Below are 19681 nucleotides of genomic sequence, written 5' to 3' on the forward strand. Positions count from 1 at the left end.
TAATCCTGCAGCTTTTCTTGTATACATCCAGTACATCCTTGCGCAATTCAACTTTTAAATACGCTCTAGTGAAATAACGGATCAGTCGGATCATGTGTTGCATTGGCATCCATATACTGTAATGCAGGTTTTCCCAGTGGTCCCGGGTTACTTGCATCATCATAGATGGTTACTTTTGTACCAATTGGACAATGATCATAGAGCCATTTTGCATCTGCTACAGTCAGCCGGATACATCCGTGGGATGCAGGTTTTCCAAGCTGATTATAAGTAGCTGCCGGTAAGGAGTTCGGATCTCTGTATCTGGTTACCGGTGCAGAATGGAACAGGATCTCCGGGGTCAGGTGAGAACAATACTGTCCCCAGCTGGGTCCGTCTAATTCATGCCAACGCAGTTTATCCAGCATTGTAAAGTTACCTAGTGGAGTCCATCCAACCTGTATACCGGTAGAACAAAGCATTGCTTTGATTGGTTCACCGTCTGCATACACGGTAATGGTGTTTGCTGCACGGTTTACTTTCACGGTAAGTGTTCCGGTGGATAATAAATCAATTCCGCCGCTGGAACCAAAGTTGTATACTTTTCCATCAACGGTTTGTCTGCCTTTTAACATAACGCCTTTACTGTTGAAGTAATACTTCTTAGCATCATAGGTCAGCCAGCCGGTACGTCTTGCTCCCGTATCTGTTTCCAGGTAGTAGGTCTTGGATCCAAGATTCATCCAGCCCTTTTTCATGGCACCGCTGCTCTTGTTAAAATAATAATACTTGCCGCTGATTTTCTGCCATCCTGTTTTCATGGCGCCTGTCTTAGAATCTAAGTAATAAGTAGATCCGCCAAGGACTCTTCTGCCGGTAAGCATTTTACCGTTAGAAGCGAAATAATACCATTTCTTTTTAATCTTTTCCCAGCCTGTCTGGCGTACACCCTTGGAATTCAGGTAGTAAGTACTCTTACCCCTTTTAAGCCACCCATTTTGCATAACGCCGGTGGATTTGTTGTAGTAATAATAATTGTTTTTGTATTTTACCCAGCCAGTATACAACTGTCCTTTTTTATTTGAATAATAGGATTTTCCGGAATCTGTAAAACGTCCGATTCGGATCTGACCTTTACTGTTTGCAAAATATCTTTTGCCTTTGTATTTAAAAACTCCGGTTTTAATACGTCCATATTTGTCTGAGTAATATTTTTTACCTTTGTATGTAGTGATTCTGTCTGTACGAACAACACCACTGGAAGAAATGAGGTATCTTTTGCCACCTATTGTTTTCAGGCAGTTTTTATACATGGAAACATTAAATGCATAGTACTTTGAACCAATTTTTTTGACTGTTTTTGTAACTAGTGTTCCATCCGGATTGGAATAATATTTTTTCTTATCCGCTGCTGTATTCCAGCCGTTTGTTTTGATTTCCCCGTTCGTCATCACAAAATAGTATGCATTGTTGATTTTCATAGCACTGTTCTTACCGATAATTAAAGAACCATCGCCATTAAAGTAATACTTTTTGCCGTCTACTGTCTGCAAACCAGTTACTAATACACCGTCCGGATTGGAGTAGTATTTTTTGTTTGCATAAGTGTTCCAGCTTTTAAGCTTGATTTCTCCGGTGGACAAAACGAAATACAGAGTGTTATTGATCTTCTGTGGTGCATTGCTTCCTATCAGCATGGAACCGTCTGCATTGTAGAAGTATTTTTTTCCGTTGATCGTCTGAAAGCCAAATCTCATGATGCCATCCGCATCAAAATAGTACTGTTTGCCTTCGATGGTAACCTGACCTGATACACGAATACCGTTCGCATCAAAATAATATTTATTGTTATCGATTTCCTTTATTATCCCTTTCAGGCGCTCTCCATCCTGAATGTAATATGTTTTGCCATCTACGGTATGCCAGCCGTTTTCTTCTATAACAGCTTCGGTTTCGTCCGCTTGCTTAGGAGCAGTTGTGGATGGCTGAATGGGAGCTTCTGTTGCAGGTGGTGTAGCAGGTTCCGTAACAGGTTCGGTAGCATCTGTAACAGGTTCGGATGTCGTCTCAGCTTCTGTACTTTCTGTATTTTCCGGTGTTTCTGTTTCCGAATCACGTTCATTAGTAAGCTGAGTGGCAGTTTCTTCCGTAACAGGTTCTGTGTTAGACTCTGTCTCTGATGCCGTGTTGACGTTGGTTGTCTGAACAGTCTTTGGAGCAGAACCATCGGGTGATTCAGCTGCAAAGGCTACGGAGGACAAGCCTAAAGTCAGACATGCAGAAAGACAAAGAGCCGCTAATACTTTTTTCATTTTCATAAATAAAGCTCCTTTTCTAATTGTGCATAAACGTTCTCCCCACTAGTGTAATATATTAACTTTATATTTTCAATGAGAAATCCCCCTATACCGGAAAAATTAAGAAAAACTTATTAAATAGAACGTCAGTTTCCGGTAAGACATCCGTTGCAATAACAATATGTGCATTTTCTGCATGTAAATGTAAATCCTAAAACTCCAAAACCATCATGAAAGGGTTGTATGTTACGAATTTCAGACTCCTGACAAGACAATTGACATGATATATCTTCTAATATTGCCGATTTACTATTGGTTAAATAAGAGTCGTCAAAGCTGCGTAATTCCTCTAAAGAATCAAATTCCATAATGGAATCCCGGGGATATTTTTTTATATATAGATCCAGTTCGGAAATATGCCTTATATATAAATGTTCCCACATAAAATTCTGAATAGAAGGATCCTGGTATTCCTTTTCCAGAATTGATCGGAATCGCGAAGAAAAACGGGCATCCCAAAATACATGTCCAAGCATATACCAGGCATCTGATCCGCCGATATTTACCTGAGTAATTAATCCGTTGGGATCTGCTGCAATACACCATTCATCTGTAGGTCCGTCCGCATACACTGCCGCGTAAAAGGCATGGACTTCCTGACAGTGAAATGGATTCTCAGGAAAATAATTATCGGAAGAGCAGATATAGCTGTTTTTTAAATATTTTCTGGCTGCATAGATAGAAGAATGGTTATTACGGGCAGAATACTCTGTATTTTCAATCAGGATTACCCCATACTTTTCTTTCAGATAATTATACTGTTCTTTAAGGTATCCGGTAACGACAATGATTTCGTTAATGCCGGCTTCTTTCAATTGCTGTATCTGCCGTTCAATGAGAACTTCTCCTTTTACGACGGTAAGTCCTTTGGGGTACTCCAGTGAAAGAGGTACGAAACGTGAAGCAAATCCGGCAGCCAGAATAATGGCGTTTTCGACTTTGATTTTCATTATGAAATCTCCTGTGTGATATTTGATGTGACTATTGTAGAAGAATTAGGAGAGAAAGTCCAGAAAAATATTTGGGTTTTGCTGAGAAGGGAGACGCTTTGTAGATAGATGTAGTGCGCGGAAAGAGAAGGGGGCGGGCCATGGCAGGCGTTTGGAAGGCTTACCGCAGAACTGAGTATTTACTTACCTTTCCGAAGTGTTTTTTGGCGGATAGTATCCGACTGGCTCCCATCGGATACTAAGCGGGCATTCACCGGGAAATGCATCAGGATTTCCCGGTGAATGCCCGCGTGCCGCCAAAAAGCGCTTCGGAAAGGTTAGAAAATACCAGTTCTGCGGCCAGCTGACGGAGTCCATACAAGTTTCCCACTCCCATCTTTCCGGGCATTATCTCCTGACACAAAGCGTCCCATACTCAGCAAAACCCCAATTTCTCCCAGTAGAAACTCAAATCAACTTGACATCAGTGTTCAAATTTTGTACAATAAATATGTTCAAATTTTGAACGGAGGTGAAAAGGCATTGAATAAATACGATCGCATGTTATATATTATAAATCAGCAGGGGATGCAGAGTCAGAGAAAGCTGGCGGATTCTATGGGGATTTCTTTGGGTCAGGTGAATTATCTCCTGAAGGAAATGGCGGACAAAGGTCTATTGGAAAAGACGGGTAAGATCTATCGGGTTTCGGATACCGGTAAAAAGCATCTGGAAGAAAAAATTCGTATCCAACAGACAGAGAAAATAGATTTTTCGGGAAATGCAAACGGTGTGAAGCTTGCAGTAATTCTGGCGGCAGGGCATAATCCTGCCTTTGATAAACCGGAAGGACTTTTAGAGATTGGCGGAATGCCGCTGATTGAACATATGATACAGGCATTACATAATCAGGGAATAGAGAAAATTGTCGTTGTGGTAGGGGATCGGAAAGAACAGTATGAGACTTATTTTGACCACCGGGGAATTATTCTGGTGGAAAACAATAGATATAAATGGAGCGGAACGATGGCTTCCCTGTTTGCGGCTGAAGCATATCTGACGGAAGATTTTCTTTTGGTAGAAAGTAATCAGATCCTGGAAGAAATTGCAATTGAAAAGATTCTAAAATCAGAAGAGCAAAACTGTATGCTGCTTGCAGGCCCCAGTGATTCCATGGACGAGGCATATGTGGAACTGGATGAAAATGGGAGCATTTTCCGTATTTCCAAGGATATTAAGCAATTGAACCGTATTGATGCTGAACTGATTGGTGTCAGTAAGATATCAGGGGAACTGTTTGAAAAAATGGTGCAGTATTATGGAAAGAATGAAAATCCATATTTGAATTATGAATATGCAATTGAAAGTATAGGACGGATTTATCGTATAGCCGGAATCCTGGTGGATGATCTGATCTGGAGTGTGATAGAAAATGAGACGCTGTATCAGAAAGCATCCAGTATTTTATTTCCTAAAATGAAGAAAAGAGCAGTTTTAAGAAAAGAAAATAAGGCTAGAGAAACACTGCAGGAATGTATGCATTTAAAGGAAGAGGAAATAGAACAGGTCAGCATAGGCGGAGGGATGACCAACCAGAATTTCTTTGTAAGGGTAAAAGGGAGGGATTATATTTTACGGATACCGGGTGCCTGTACAGAAGTATTTATTGATCGAAGTGCCGAACAGTATAACAGCCGGATAGCTTCCGGACTTGGATTAAATCCACCCATTCTGTATTTCGACCCGGTAAAAGGGGTTAAAGTCACCGAATACATAAGCGGTGCCAGAACGTTAAATCCCGGTAGTGCCAGGCTGGAAGCTTATATGAGAAAAACCACGGCTATTTTGAAAAAGCTTCATAATTCTGAAGTAAAACTGCAGGGGGATTTCAATGTCTGGGAGGAGTATGATAAATATAAACGTGAGATTTTAAAAAACGGCGGGAGATTTTATAAAGGATTTGAAGAGCTGGAATCATTTTTTTATCATCTGAAATCTGATCTGAATCAGATCAAGGCAGATCGCAGGCCTTGTCATAATGACCTGGTAGCAGAAAATTTTGTGTCTGATGAGAAAGGCAGGATGTACCTGATTGACTGGGAGTATGCTGGATATAATGATCCCTTGTGGGATGTGGCGGCACATTTGCTGGAATGTGAATTTTCCAAAGAGGAAGAAGAATTGTATTTACAGTATTATCTGGAGAAAGAACCCGGGCGGCTGGAGAAACAGAAGCTTTTGATGTTTCAAATTTGCCAGGATGTCCTTTGGAGTGCCTGGACAATTGCGAAAGAAACGAAAGGTGAAGATTTTGGAGCATATGGGGAAGGAAGATTCCTAAGAGCTTTAAGCATGAAGAAAGAATATGAGGCAGAATATGAAAAAGAAAAGATTTGATCCCACCATTGATTGGACGATTACCTTATTGCCATTAGGGATTATTGCTGTTATTTCCGTGGTATTGATGCTGTTTCCGGAAACTGCCGGGAGTATTACCGGTATGCTCCGGGAAGTGTTTGTAAATAAACTGGGTTTCTTCTATATTATATTGGGTCTGGGCATTTTATTTACTGCAGTCGGACTGGCATTCTCCAGACATGGAAATATCCGGTTTGGAAATCTGGAAAAACCCAGATACAATAATTTTAGCTGGGGTGCAATGATCTTTACTTCTACCATGGCTGCCGATATTGTTTACTGGTCGTTAATTGAATGGTGTTATTACTACAGTGCAAAACCATTTGCAAAAGAAGCGATGACGCTTGCCCAGCACCAGGATTATGCTTCTGCTTATCCGTTGTTTCACTGGGGTCCGATACCCTGGGCATTTTATCTTTTGCCTGCCTGTGCCTATGCCTATATGATGTTTGTGAAAAAGAGAAAAAGACAAACCCTCTCAGAAGCATGCAGACCGGTCTTAAAAGATCATGTGGATAAAAAGGCAGGAAAGTTAATTGATATTTTTTCCATCGTAGGTCTGCTGGCGGGAACAGCAACTACATTTTCCCTGGCCACTCCGCTGATCGCCCAGGCGGTGGGGAAAATACTTGGGATTGAGCCCACGCCATTTTTATCTATAGTAATTCTGGCAGTCATCGGCCTGGTTTTCATTGTGGCTGTTATGAAAGGGATGAAAGCGATTTCCCATCTGGCGGGAATCTGTGTGGTAATATTTGTTCTGTTAATTGGTGTATTCTTAGTTTTTGGTCCGAAAATCTATATTATAGAAACCGGAGTGACAGCTATTGGAACGGTTATGAATGATTTCTTCCGTATGGCAACGTGGATGGATCCCCTTCGTCTGTCTGGAAGCGGCGGCTCCGGTTTTCCGCAGGACTGGACGATATTCTATTGGGCTTACTGGATCGCCTGGTTTGTGGCTACTCCATTTTTTATTGCCAGGATTTCAGAAGGGAGGACTCTGCGCCAGACGATCTTTGGCGGGATTTCATGCGGACTGCTTGGAACCTATACATCCTTCATTGTGTTCGGAGGATTCGGGCTGCATTTGCAGACTAGCGGTAAACTGGATCTGGCTGGACAGCTTGCTTCCGGAAAATCTCCATCAGAAGTAATTATGCAGGTTTTTGGGCAATTTCCGATAACCGAAGTTGTGCTGCTGATTCTGATTTTGGCGATGATTGCATTTTATGCAAGTACATTTGATGCAATTACCCTGGTTGTGGCAGGGTACTCGGAAAAGAATATGGAAACAAGAGAAGAACCCCGTAAGAAGCTCCGGGCATTCTGGGCACTGGTATTTCTGCTGCTACCAATAGCACTTTTGTTTTCTGATAGTACGTTATCCATGCTCCAGACGATTTCCATTATTGCCGCTTTTCCTCTGGGGATTATTATGATTTTGGTTGTGGTGAGTTTTATAAAAGAAATCAAACAGGATAATGGCAAAATTAACAAATAAACTGTAATAATTAGTTTATAAATTTGTAATGATTTCTTGACAATAATGATTTCCAAAATTATAATGGTAATAGTTACTAGCTAACACACAAAAGGTAAGACAGGGGAAAAGATGCATATGAAGAGGAGAGTACGAGTTGTTGCATGGCTTTTAACATTTGTCATGCTCTTTAGCATGATCCCGGCAGAAATTGCCGGCGCAGCGGAGCAAAAGCCAGCCACAGATATTCTGAAAATGATGTACGTGGAGCCGCAGTCTATGGCAAGTGAAGCGGGACAGTTGATCGTGGCGGAGATTGCGGATGGAAATGGAGCTTTGACCGGAGCCAGGTTATATTACCGGGATGGTTCGGGAACGGAAAGAGAAATGAATGTTACAGAGATATCCGGCAATTATGCTGCGTTTCTTGTTAAAGGAGGCGGGCTTGCGGATACCAGCCTTAGCAGGATAGAGCTGGTGTGCGGAGGTGTTAACCGGAATATTGATTTAAAAGCATATCGTGCCAGCGGTGACACTGCTGTTTCAAAAGTGGAAGGAAGCCATGGCGAATCTTTCAAAAGCAGGGCGAAAAGCGTTCAGTCTGATGCGGATCAAAAAGCAGAAGAGAGTACCGTAAAAAGAGTTCTGGCAGATGATTCTGCAGGAATTACAAATGCACTGAACCAGGCGCAGGCACTGGCGGGTGCACAAGCGCCGAAGTTGCGAAGCGGTTATTCGGCACCGAGAGCCGGTTCAGATGGGCAAATTACAGTAGTTCTGGATCCGGGACATGGAGGCTCAGAATCAGGAGCGTGCAGAACCTGGAATGGAAAAGCTTATATTGAGAAAGATATTACGCTAAAGATTTCCAAGTACACGAAAAAAGAACTGGAAAAGTATGAAGGGGTAAAGGTATATCTGACCCGTTCTACCGACAAGTATATGGAATTATATCAGCGAGTGGATTTTGGAGCGTCTGTTGGTGCGACCGTATTTATCAGCCAGCATATTAATTCCACTAACAGTAATGAACAGTACAGCGTATCCGGGGCTTTGGTATTTTTATCAAAAGGTCAGTACCGGGGCGATATCACACAGGCTTCCCACGATATCGCATATACGATTCTGGATAAGCTGAATGCGGCAGGGTTTAAGAATCAGGGAATACAGTACCGATTATCGGAGACAGGGGATCAGTATCCAAACGGGGCTCTGGCTGATTATTATGGAATCGTAAGAAGATGTGTCCTTGCCGGATTTCCGGGAATGATCGTTGAGCATGGGTTTGTCAATAATCCCAATGACTGTGTAAAATTTTACGGCAGCAATTCGAAGATCAAGAAGATTGGTGTTGCAGATGCCAAGGCAATTGCAGCATATTATGGGCTGAAAAAGAAAGATTCCGGTTCTTCCGGAACGAATCCGCCGCCGGCTGTAGATACCGGATGGAAAAAGGATGGCAGCAATACATATTATGTGAAGCAGGATGGAAGCAGAGCTACCGGATGGCAGACCATAGACGGAAAGGTATATTACTTTAATGCCGGAGGAATCATGCTTACAGGCAAACAGAAGATATCCGGTAAAATTCATTATTTTCAGCCCTCCGGAGAAGCTATGACCGGAGTGCAGACCATAGGAGGGAAAAAAGTATCCCTGGATGAAAAAGGTGTTATAATTGCAATTCCTGCCGGTAGCTGGACTTTGAAAGGCAGCACCTGGTATTTTAAAAAATGGGATGGAAAGAATGCGACCGGATGGATCACCTATAAGGGCAGGAAATGTTATCTGAATAAGGACGGTTCCATGGTAAAGCGCTGGAAGAAGATTAAGGGGAAATGGTATTATTTCAGCGGAAATGGTTATATGGTTACCGGAAAGCGGACGTTGGGCGGCAAAACCTGTTATTTTGGAGATAATGGCGCGGCCCTGACCGGAAAACAGGTGATCAATAAAGAAACCGTATTTTTGAATGAAAAAGGTGTCCTATTGCCAAATCGCTGGGTCAAGGATAATGTTGGCTGGTGGTATCGCTATGGCAATGGTACTTATCCTAAGAAAAAATGGGTTACCATTGAAGGAAAACGTTATTATTTCAATAAAAAGGGTTATATGGAGACCGGTTGGATTAAGCTTGGAAAAAACTGGTATTACCTTCGTTCAGATGGTTCTGCTAAAAACGGTTGGCTGAAAAGCAACGGAAAGTGGTATTATCTCGTAAAGGGAAAAATGCAGACAAAGTCCTGGATTCATTATAAGAAAAAATGGTATTATGTGAAGTCAGATGGCGTAAGAGCTGTAGGAAAAAGATTAAAAATAGGCAAGAAGACATATAGGTTTGATGCCAACGGAGTTTGTAAAAATAAGAAATAAAAGCATGAAAAGAGCCGTATCGGTAAAGTTCTACCGATGCGGCTCTTTTATACTGTTTAATAATTGATACAAACTCCACCGTCATCAAAACGATATATCTTGCCTTTGATTTTTTTCTTTGTATTGCGGAGCATGACACCGTCGCTGCCTACATAATATTTAACACCGCCGAAGGTAACCCAGGTATTGGCTGCCATCTGTCCATTGGATCTTAAGAAATACTGTTTTTTCTTAAGGGTAATCCATCCGGTTTGCATGACTCCTGATTTATTAAAGAAATACCATTTGCCGTCTAGTTTTGCCCAACCTGTTTTAGCCCTTCCGGTATTATCTGCATAGGACCAGGAAGTAGATCCCCTTGTCCAGCCGCCCTCTGACAGTCTGCCGCTGGCATCAAAGGAGTATGGTATACCACGAACTTTTGATGCATTCATCTGCATGATACCATTGTTATCCAGGTAATAATAGTAATTTCCTTCTTTTTTCCAGCTGTTTCTTTCTATATAGCCTTTGCTGTTTATGTAATAGTAGTTTTCATTATAGTAGATCCAGGTGTTCTTTCTGGAATACTTTTTGTTATTGGATGTATAAAAAGCTGACTGCTTTTTGGATCCGACCTTTTTCTTTTTCAGGGTCAGATTCCCGGGAGAAATCATATTCAGTGTATTACCATTGCTCATATCGGCTATGATTGCTGAATTTTTTGGCTGTCCGTTTGTGGTAAAGAGCTTACATTCTATATTGCTCAGCGTATTTCTCACGGAGGCGGACATATTGGTAATTAAACCGGTTGCAACTGCATAATCCGGTGATATCATACGCAGATAGCTGGGTGAATTGGCATCGCCGATACCATGATGTCCCAATTTTAACAGATCAATAGGCCCCAGTTGTTTTGCCAGCTTACTTTCATCGTAATCAGGTGCCAGATTGTTGATATCTCCCGCTAAAAAAGCAGTGAGGTCATTTACTGTTACTTTCACACCCAGTGAATTAAAATTGTCATCCGGCCGTTTGGCGATGTTTCCTTTGGAATCCGTGGAGCGCTTATAATTCATAATTTCGATCTGCATATCTCCCAGGGTAAATTCCCGATTCGATTTTTTGGAAAAGTTCTGGATAATTTTCGTACCGCGTCTCTTAGCTGCAGAGATCAGCGTATCATAACAATATTGGTTGTCCCAGAGATTTGTTTTCACTGAGATGTATTTGTCACTGTATTTATTGAGATACAGGCGTTCTGTTTTAAAAGCTTTTAAAATCTCATCCCCGCTTCCAATATGGTCGCTGTGAGCATGAGTGCCGATATAAAAATCCAGCTTCTTTACGCCAACCTTTTTCAAATACTTAATGACTTCCTGTTCGTGCCCCCCGGAAGTGTTGATACCGGAACGCATAGGGTATTTCGAATTATTTCCATTTGGAAAGTCACTGTCTTCGCCGGAATCCACCATTCCAAAGTGTCCGTTACTCTCCAGCAGGATGGCATCGTTATTGCCTTCAATACAAATAAAATGAATCCGTGTTTTGCTCTTAGCGGATGCATCAGCTGCCAGTGGCAGGCATAGAAAAGCCAGACAGATAACCACTGCCGTAAACATTACATTAAATTTTCTTTTCATTATCTAAATCCCCTTATTCATTGGTATTAAATCAGTACTGCTGCAAAATGTATGACATTCCCCCTTATTCAGACATAGTCAGCATTATATGATACAGGTTAGATTATACCCTAAGAGAAAGTTCTTTACAAGTGTCTGGGGAAAACTTGTATGCGTCCCTTACCCAGCAATACCCAATTTCATTTTTGTAACATCCCTCATCACAATTAACAGTTGTCTAATTCTTATTAAAATGTTATATTATAATTAACAGGAATTAAAAGATTTGTAATAAATACATTTTGAGGGGAAAATTATGCAGCGAAAGAAATATGATGATGAGACACTTCGCAGGCTTCAGGCAACGGAGCTGGAGATGCTGGAGGATTTTGTGGATTTTTGTGAGAAGCATAAGATACCGTATTTTGGAATTGGAGGAACTGCAATCGGAGCACTGCGGCATCAGGGGTTTATTCCCTGGGATGACGACATAGATCTGGCATTTACAAGAAAAAATTATGAGCGGTTTTGTAAACTTGCAGGAGAGGAACTGAAAGATAAATATACGATTTTACGCGGAGATTCCGATGAAAATTATCCGCTTTTTACTGCGCGTATGTGTAAAAAAGGAACGGTTTTCAGGGAATACGCAATGAAGGATGTGGATTGTGAATTTGGGATTTTTCTGGATCTGTATGCTTATGACAATGTTCCGGACTGTAATTGGAAGATGAAACTTCAGGCATATGGGGCATGGATTTACAGTAAATTACTGATTTTATGCAGTATTTCAAAGCCAAGCCTTTTGCTGGAAGGTAAAAAATTAAAATTGGTTTTGGCTGCGTGCCAGGTTGGGAACAAGCTTATGAAAGCGATGCATATTTCCAAGAGAGGCGTTTTTTTGCGTGGAAAGAGATGCTGTACGAAATATAATAAGCAGAAGACTAAAAGGCTGGCATACCTGCCTGAGGCGAGACCCTTTGCAAGCATGATAGACAGGAAAGATTTGTATCCGTTGAAGAAGATGAAGTTTGAACATCTGGAACTCACGTTTCCCAATGATATGCACGAAATGCTGTCTGCTTATTATGGCGATTATATGCAGCTTCCACCGGTGGAAAAAAGGTATAATCATTGTCCATACCAGTTGGATTTTGGGAAACAGGAAGCAGAAGTGCCTGATAAAAAGTAAGGGATGACTATGGAAGATAAAAAAATGTCGATTAAAACCAGTATTCTCTGGAATACCTGGGGAAGTCTGGTTTATCTGGGGTGTCAATGGCTTTTGAGCGTTCTGGTGATCCGTATTTCCGGATTTGAAAATTCAGGTATTCTGACATTGGCTATGTCCATAACCAATATGTTCTATAGCATAGCAGTCTATGGGATGCGTACTTTCCAGGTGGCAGATACGGAAAATGAATATTCCCAGGGAACCTATGTACTGAGCAGGGCAGCGACCGGTTTAACAGCATTTATTCTTTGTACAGCATTTGTAGTGATAAACCGATACGACAAGATATCCAGTTTAAGTATTATAATCTATATGGTCTTCCGTCTGGGAGAAGCTCTTTTTGATGTCTATGCCGGATTTTTTCAAAAATACTGGCGTATGGATTATCTGGGAAAATCTATGGTAATCCGCGGTGTGGTAATGCTTTGCTCTTATATAGTTTTTCTGGGATTATTCAATAGTCTTCCGGTTGCTTTTGGGGCAATGGCGCTGTCTACATTTCTCGTTATTATATTCTATGACCGCAGGAATGTGAAGCGTATAACCAATATAAAATCTGATGGTAATTTAAAAAAAGTACAGGAATTGCTTATCAGGTGTTTTCCGTTAGTGGTTTATTTGTTTCTAAACGCTGCAATCAGCTCTATTCCAAGATATTTCCTGGAGAAATTCTGCGGAAATGACAAGCTGGGTGTGTATGCGGCAATTGCGGCGCCTACCCTGGTTGTGCAGATGGCATCTACTTACATTTTTAATCCTTTCGTAACGGCTTTTGCGGAAAAGTATCATGCAGGGGACCGGGCTGGATTCTGGAAGCTTCTGTTCACCTGTGTAAAAGTAGTAGGAGCAGTATCTGTGGCTGCTATGGCAGGTGCAGCGCTTTTAGGGGAGTGGGGGCTTCTGATATTAATCGGAGAAAAAATACTGCCTTATACTGATTTGTTACTGCCGCTGGTAGCGTGTACCATTCTCACTGCATTCAGCTGGCTGCTGTGCGGTGTACTGACGGTTGTTAAGGACTTTAGAGGACTGATCATCAGTAATGTAGCTGCCGTTGTGTCAGGAGCAGTATCATCGGTAGTTTTCATAAAGTTATGGGGCATGCAGGGCACGAGTTTTGCTACGATTCTGGGTCTTACCGTTGAAATTGTACTTTTGTTTGTATTTCTGCAGAATCGGATCGGAAAATCAGCGTCGTTGTCAAGATCTTAAATTTATGATACAATAACTCTGGCCGAAAGTAACCAGGTTTTATGGACTGCCAGGCTGAAAGAAAAAAGAAATAGCAGTATTGCAGATTCGTCTGTAATATGTAATGGGTATAAATATGAAAGATAATTATGAACACACATTTGCAATATGTGCCTATGGGGACAGCCCCTATCTTATGGCATGTATCCGCTCACTGAAAAAGCAGTCACATCCCGGCAGAATCATTATGGTGACTTCAACACCCAGCACCTATATAGAGCGTATCTGCAGGGAAAATGAGATATCACTGTTTATAAACAGAGGAGAAAAGGGAATCATCCAGGACTGGAATTTTGCATATGAAAAGGCTGACACCAGGTATGTTACGATCGCCCATCAGGATGATATCTATCATGAAAAATATACAGAAGAACTATGCAGGATGATGGATTCGGCAAAACGGCCATTGATTTTTTTTACTGATTACGGGGAAATCAGAAAAGGGAAAATCGTTGTTTCAAACACATTATTAAAAGTGAAAAGGCTGATGCTGATTCCAATGGAAATAAAGGCGGCAAAGAACAGCAGGTTTATCCGAAGGAGAATTCTTTCCCTGGGTTCACCGATTTGCTGTCCGTCTGTGGGATTTGCAAAAGAAAATGTAAAAGCACCTGTGTTTCAGCCAGGTTTTCGAAGTAATGAAGACTGGCAGGCATGGGAGAAGATTTCCAGGGAGGAAGGGGCTTTTCTTTACTGTAAGAAGCGTCTGGTGTATCACCGGATACATGAAGAATCTGCGACTACCAGAATTATTGAAGATACGGGCAGGCGGGACGAGGATATCGCCATGTTCCGTAAATTCTGGCCATTGCCGGTTGCAAAGCTTTTAGCTTCTGTTTACGGGAGAAGTGAGGAATCAAATAATATGTAGTTGGGGAGCACCTATGAAGAAACTGATTATTATACCAGCCTATAACGAAGGCGCCAGTATTTATTCAACTGTCCGGAGTATTCAGGAACAGGCACCGGATTATGACTATGTCATTATCAATGACTGTTCGACAGATAATACAAAGGATATTTGTGAAGAACATGATTTTTCCGTGATTCATCTGCCGGTCAATCTTGGGATTGGAGGGGCGGTGCAGACCGGTCTTCTCTATGCTGCCAGCAGAGGATATGATTTGGCGGTGCAGATGGATGGAGATGGACAGCATGATGCCCGATTCTTAAAAGAGATGGAGCAAAGTCTCATCTGTAATCAGATTGATATGGTGATTGGGTCAAGATTTATAGAAAAACAGGGATTTCAGTCTTCCGGAATCCGAAGAATGGGAATTCGATATTTTTCCTGGCTGATTTATGCACTGACCAAGGTGAGGATTACAGATCCTACGTCAGGAATGCGTATGATGAGCCGTGATGTAATAGAAGTATTTACAAGGGAATATCCCAAGGATTATCCAGAGCCTGAAAGTGCGGTAGCAATTATTAAAGCAGGCAGAAAAATCGGTGAGGTACCGGTTGTCATGAAACAGCGGGAGGAGGGGGTATCTTCCATATCGCCCTTGAAGTCGGTGTATTATATGATAAAGGTAACTCTGGCTATTTTTATGGCCGCATGGAGAGGCTGAGGTTGAAAGAAAATTGCTTTTATGTAAATGCGTCCTGCTGTGATTCCCATGCAGGCAGAGAGGTGTGAATATGAGTATCAGATCGCAGATTATCATTATGATTACTGTTGCTGCAGCACTGATTGTGCTGGCATGTATGGTAAAAAAAAGAACGATTAGCTTAAGATATGCTTTGCCGTGGACTTTACTGGCAATTGGTGTAACGGTATTAACCTGTTTTCCGGTTTTGACTGACCGGCTAACGAACCTGCTGGGCGTATCCCTGCCGGTCAATATGATATTTTTTATGGGCTTTTGTTTTTCACTGGTTATTATTTTCTCATTGAGCCTTGCGGTTTCCAGACTTTCAAAACGTGTAAAAGCTCTTGCCCAGCATCAGGCGCTGCTTGAGCGGACGATGCAGGAGATGCAGATGAAAGAATTGAAGATAAAGGAGCAGGCAGATGAATAGGGAGAAATATAGAAAGAAGCAGAATATATTCTTTCCGGTGCTGATTTTTGTGGTTTTCCTGATGCTTATATTTCATACTGTAGTGATGTACCGGGAATACGTCAGCCCCGGTCTGAACCGGCCCAGAGAGATTTTTAAAATTGGAGGCAACAAAGCAGTAGTTGGTGAGATCACTAAAGATACCAAGATTGAACAGAGTTTCCGAATGGAAAACGTCAGTTTTTCCGGAATCAGGCTGACTTTCGCTACTTATGACAGGAAAAATGATGCGCACTTGAATATTCAGCTGAAGAATATAAAGTCAGGTATATTAGTGGGAAACTGGGATGTCTCCACGGAAGATCTTAAGGATAATACTCCGGTGGAATTTGTTCTGAAAAATACCATTGAAGTAAAAGAGAAAGAGGAGTTTATATTAACGATTGCTTCGGAAGATGGGACTGCAGGGAATGCAGTTACGGTTTACCAGTCTGACAAATCTATAAAAGGACAGAAATTAATTGTAGGAAGACAGAAAAAAGAAGGAAGCCTGCATATAACCTTTACGTATGGTGACCAGTCCTATTTGAAAATTTATTTTGTGGGTATCACAGTTGTACTTTTTGCAATGCTGGTATTGCTCTGGTTTTTGGGATATGGCATGAAGTGGGAGGCTCACAGGCTGTTTCTGTTAATGGGTATCTGCCTGGGCGTACTCTATATCTTTGTTCTTCCGCCTTATTCAACGCCGGATGAACAGGCACATATCTATACTGCCTATGCGTTTTCTAATAGTTTAATGGGAAAAGAAGCGGTGAATGATGAAGGGAATACTATTGCAAGAGAGGACGATCTGTTAATGGGAGTCCTGGAGAAGCGTCCGGATACGGAAACTTACGGACTGGTTGCAGATCATCTTTTTGATACTGCAGGCGCAAAGGGACTGTCTGCTTTTCCGGGTGGGCCATTGTCAGGAGTACCTGCATTTGTATATACGCCTCAGATTATAGGCATTTCTCTTGCCCGGCTGCTGAATATAGGAAATGTAGGTTTATTAATGCTGGGAAGACTGTTTGCGCTGGCATTTTACCTGTTGTGCGGATATTTTGCAGTAAAGCGGATGCCATTTGCAAAAGTACTGATGCTGACGGTTTTACTGCTTCCGATTTCCTTGGAATTAGGCGGATCTTTCTCTTATGATTCCTTTATTATAGGAATATGCGCATGGTTTACCGCACATTGCCTTTATCTGGCATATGAAAAGGATAAGGTTGACCGGGCAGACTGGATATTATTAATTATTCTGGCTGTGCTAATGGCACCCTGCAAGATTGTCTACGTGCTTTTATGCCTGCTGGTACTTTTGATCCCGGTTAAGAAATCGGCTACCAGAATCGGCTGTATTCTGGGAAGATTAAGCGTCTGTGCGGGAGGGGTGCTGTCATTGGCTGTCGTTCGACTTGTTACAATGGCAGAATATCTGAGCAGACAGGAAAATACCCTGTCTTATGTTGAAAGTTCCGGGTACACTTTAAGTGGGCTGTTATCCCAGCCATTCACGATTATCCAGATGTATTACGAATCATTTCGGAAATATGCGGATTTTTATTTTGAAACAATGATGGGCGGGCAACTGGGCTGGCTGGATATAAAAGTTTCAGATGTTCTGATTTTTGCACTGGCAATTATATTGATACTTTCTGTGTTTGTAAAAGAAAAAGAACCGTTTTATCTGGAAAAAAAGGATAAGTGGATCATGGCACTGATCAGTGCCGGGGTTATTGGTGCACTGATGATGGTGTTCTTATTGACATGGACGCCATTTGGTTCTAAAGTAATTGAAGGAACTCAGGGAAGGTATTTCCTTCCGGTGCTCCCGCTTGTGGTACTCCTTCTGCGAAGCAGAAATATAACCCTGAAAAAGAGCATTAACATGAATCTGATCATGAGCGTTGGGCTGATACAGTTTATGGTAGTCTGGGAAATCTTCCAGAAAGTCATAACAAGATAATTTTTACCAGCAGTTAGTATACTAAACAGTACCGATAATTTATATAGTTAAAAATTACGAAAAAATAAAAGGAGAATAAAAACATGAAAATTTTAGTAACAGGATGTAACGGACAATTAGGAAGAGCAATTAATCAGCAGTATGCAGACGATGCGGATGTAGAAATTATCAATACAGATGTATTTCAGCCCGATGTAATGGAGTTGGATATTACTAATATTGATAAGGTAATGTCTGTCATTGAGGAAGTAAAACCGGATGTAATCATTAACTGTGCGGCACATACTGCCGTGGACCTATGTGAATCCCAGCAGGATGCGGCATATCGCATTAATGCCATCGGCCCCAGAAACTTAAGTATTGCAGCGGCGAAAACAGGTGCTAAAATGGTACATGTTTCTACCGATTATGTATTTGAAGGAAATGGAACAAAACCATATATGGAATTTGATGCGCCAAACCCACAGGGGATGTATGGGGCAACGAAGCTGGCGGGAGAACAGTTTGTACAGCAGTTTGCCAAAGACTTCTTTATAATACGTACCGCATGGCTCTATGGAGAAGGAAAGAATTTTGTGAAAACCATGCTTCGTCTGGCGGAGACAAACGACACGGTAAGGGTTGTGGGAGACCAGTATGGTACACCTACCAGTGCGGTTGAACTGGCAAAAGCAATTAAATATCTCATTCCGACATCTAATTATGGGATTTTTCACGGTACCTGCGAGGGTATGTGCAGCTGGGCAGATTTTGCAAAGGAAATATTCCGCCTGGCAGGTAAAGATACAAAGGTGGATAGTATTACTACTGCAGAATATCCCACCCCGGCCGTACGTCCGGCTTATTCTGTACTGGAAAACTATATGCTGAAGCTGACTACAGATTACAGCTTTGCGCCCTGGGAAGATGCCCTGGCTGCATATATGAAAACACTGTAACTTATATATCAGGTCTGCGCAATTACTGCGCTGACCGTAAGAAAAGGTGGTAGGACGTGTATCTGGTAAAAGCCTTACTCATCCTCCTGTGGTTTGCAGTAATACCGGTGTGTATCGGTATGCTGTTTACCCGGGTGGAAGATAAAGAAAAAAATAGTTTAAAAATGGCGGCGCTGTATGGTTATATTACCATGTTTGCCGTGTTTGAAGTGCTGGCGCTTCCCCTTATTTTCGCAGAAGTCAGTTTTCATGTACTGATGTATATCTATGGCGGAAGTATGCTGCTGCTTGCAGTAATTTCCATTATTTTAAATGTAAGAAGAACGAAAGAAATGGTGGTATTCCAGTGGAAAGGCATGAAAGAAACCCCCTGGTCTGTCTATCTGGCGCTGATTTTGATTGCAGTGCAGGTAGCGGCGTACCTGATTTTCAGGCTGGACGATCTGGATGATGCCTTTTATGTGGCAACGGCTACAACAACAGTGCATACAAATGGAATGTTTCGTTTTGATGCTTATACGGGAGACCTGCTAAAAAGTCTGCCTTCCCGCTATGTTCTTTCTCCATTTCCAATCTTCCTGGCATTTATCAGTGAAAGCGTGCAGATGCATCCGGCAATTGTTGCACATACGATTATGCCGGTGTTTTTCGTGCCATTGGCTTATATGGTCTATTCCCTCTTAGGTGAAAAACTGTTTGCGGGGGACCGCAAGGCAAGCGGGCTGTTCCTGTGCTTCCTTTCCGTAATACACGTGTTTTCCTATTATTCCGTGTACACCCAGGGGACGTTTATGCTGGTGCGTATCTGGCAGGGGAAAGCGGTATTGGCAGCGATTCTGCTTCCGGCACTTTTCTACATGTGTATCCGTCTGCTGAAAGAAAACGGCAGCCTGCGTGAATGGTCATTATTGTTTTGCCTTCTGCTTTCCTGCTGTCTGGTTTCATCCATGGGAATCATGCTGGCGCCGGTTATGGTTGGCATTTTTGCAATTCTGTATGGGATTGGCGGCAGAGACTTAGGAAAATTTATAAAAGCAGTAATATGCTGCATTCCCTGCCTGATTTGTGCGGGAATGTATCTTTTGATACGTTAGGAGGCTGTA

The 19681-nt window shown here is 41.9% G+C and carries 15 protein-coding genes; 11 read left to right on the forward strand and 4 right to left on the reverse strand.

The features are described from left to right. Positions 1-65: 65 nt before the first annotated feature. From CD03_RS0129935 to CD03_RS39095, 3 genes are all read right to left on the reverse strand, one after another. Positions 66-2297 (reverse strand): L,D-transpeptidase family protein, encoded by a 2232-nt coding sequence (locus tag CD03_RS0129935; RefSeq protein WP_027296762.1) that lies wholly within the window; start codon positions 2295-2297, stop codon positions 66-68. Between the two features lie 125 nt (positions 2298-2422). After that, a complete protein-coding gene (locus CD03_RS0129940; protein WP_044289763.1) occupies positions 2423-3286 on the reverse strand; it encodes an NTP transferase domain-containing protein in 864 nt (287 codons plus the stop codon). Between the two features lie 265 nt (positions 3287-3551). Beyond that, positions 3552-3674 carry a hypothetical protein gene (locus CD03_RS39095; protein WP_255348123.1) on the reverse strand — a complete coding sequence of 41 codons (123 nt, stop codon included), beginning with the start codon at positions 3672-3674 and terminating at the stop codon, positions 3552-3554. A 134-nt stretch (positions 3675-3808) separates the two neighbouring features. Here CD03_RS39095 and CD03_RS0129950 point away from each other — a divergent pair, with 134 nt between their 5' ends. The 3 genes from CD03_RS0129950 (at position 3809) to CD03_RS36635 (ending at position 9539) form a co-directional block, all read left to right on the forward strand. Continuing rightward, positions 3809-5662 (forward strand): phosphotransferase, encoded by a 1854-nt coding sequence (locus CD03_RS0129950; RefSeq protein WP_156043063.1) that lies wholly within the window; start codon positions 3809-3811, stop codon positions 5660-5662. Next, the gene (locus tag CD03_RS0129955; protein ID WP_027296765.1) at positions 5643-7187 is read left to right on the forward strand and encodes a BCCT family transporter; all 1545 of its coding nucleotides are present in this window, start codon (positions 5643-5645) and stop codon (positions 7185-7187) included. Before CD03_RS0129950 ends, CD03_RS0129955 begins: the two co-directional genes overlap by 20 nt. A 117-nt stretch (positions 7188-7304) precedes the next feature. Then, positions 7305-9539, forward strand: coding sequence for an N-acetylmuramoyl-L-alanine amidase (locus tag CD03_RS36635; protein ID WP_197041708.1), 2235 nt, complete (start codon positions 7305-7307; stop codon positions 9537-9539). Between the two features lie 56 nt (positions 9540-9595). Here CD03_RS36635 and CD03_RS0129965 read toward each other — a convergent pair whose 3' ends face one another. Continuing rightward, positions 9596-11161, reverse strand: a complete 1566-nt coding sequence (locus CD03_RS0129965) for an MBL fold metallo-hydrolase (RefSeq protein ID WP_027296767.1) — start codon at positions 11159-11161, stop codon at positions 9596-9598. A gap of 295 nt (positions 11162-11456) precedes the next feature. Here CD03_RS0129965 and CD03_RS0129970 point away from each other — a divergent pair, with 295 nt between their 5' ends. The 8 genes from CD03_RS0129970 to CD03_RS0130005 all read left to right on the forward strand — a co-directional run bounded on the left by CD03_RS0129970 (position 11457) and on the right by CD03_RS0130005 (position 19672). After that, positions 11457-12332: a LicD family protein gene (locus CD03_RS0129970; protein WP_044289764.1), complete on the forward strand. Its 876-nt coding sequence runs from the start codon at positions 11457-11459 to the stop codon at positions 12330-12332. A 9-nt stretch (positions 12333-12341) separates the two neighbouring features. Beyond that, positions 12342-13586 carry a lipopolysaccharide biosynthesis protein gene (locus tag CD03_RS0129975; protein WP_027296769.1) on the forward strand — a complete coding sequence of 415 codons (1245 nt, stop codon included), beginning with the start codon at positions 12342-12344 and terminating at the stop codon, positions 13584-13586. Positions 13587-13689: 103 nt separating this feature from the next. Next, a complete protein-coding gene (locus tag CD03_RS0129980; protein ID WP_242849172.1) occupies positions 13690-14496 on the forward strand; it encodes a glycosyltransferase family A protein in 807 nt (268 codons plus the stop codon). Between the two features lie 13 nt (positions 14497-14509). After that, on the forward strand, positions 14510-15199 hold the full coding sequence (locus CD03_RS0129985) for a glycosyltransferase family 2 protein (protein ID WP_027296771.1): 690 nt from the start codon (positions 14510-14512) through the stop codon (positions 15197-15199). A 70-nt stretch (positions 15200-15269) separates the two neighbouring features. Next, entirely contained in the window at positions 15270-15650 is a 381-nt protein-coding gene (locus tag CD03_RS35300; RefSeq protein ID WP_044289765.1) for a DUF2304 domain-containing protein, read from the forward strand. Further along, the gene (locus tag CD03_RS0129995) at positions 15643-17640 is read left to right on the forward strand and encodes a DUF2142 domain-containing protein (protein ID WP_027296772.1); all 1998 of its coding nucleotides are present in this window, start codon (positions 15643-15645) and stop codon (positions 17638-17640) included. The genes CD03_RS35300 and CD03_RS0129995 overlap by 8 nt, the downstream gene beginning before the upstream one ends. 83 nt (positions 17641-17723) lie before the next feature. After that, positions 17724-18578 carry a dTDP-4-dehydrorhamnose reductase gene (gene rfbD / locus CD03_RS0130000; protein ID WP_027296773.1) on the forward strand — a complete coding sequence of 285 codons (855 nt, stop codon included), beginning with the start codon at positions 17724-17726 and terminating at the stop codon, positions 18576-18578. Positions 18579-18634: 56 nt separating this feature from the next. Next, complete coding sequence (locus CD03_RS0130005; protein ID WP_027296774.1) at positions 18635-19672, forward strand: DUF6077 domain-containing protein; 1038 nt, start codon at positions 18635-18637, stop codon at positions 19670-19672. Positions 19673-19681: the final 9 nt, after the last annotated feature.

The sequence above is a fragment of the Robinsoniella sp. KNHs210 genome (genome assembly GCF_000686105.1).
Lineage (GTDB): Bacteria > Bacillota > Clostridia > Lachnospirales > Lachnospiraceae > Robinsoniella > Robinsoniella peoriensis.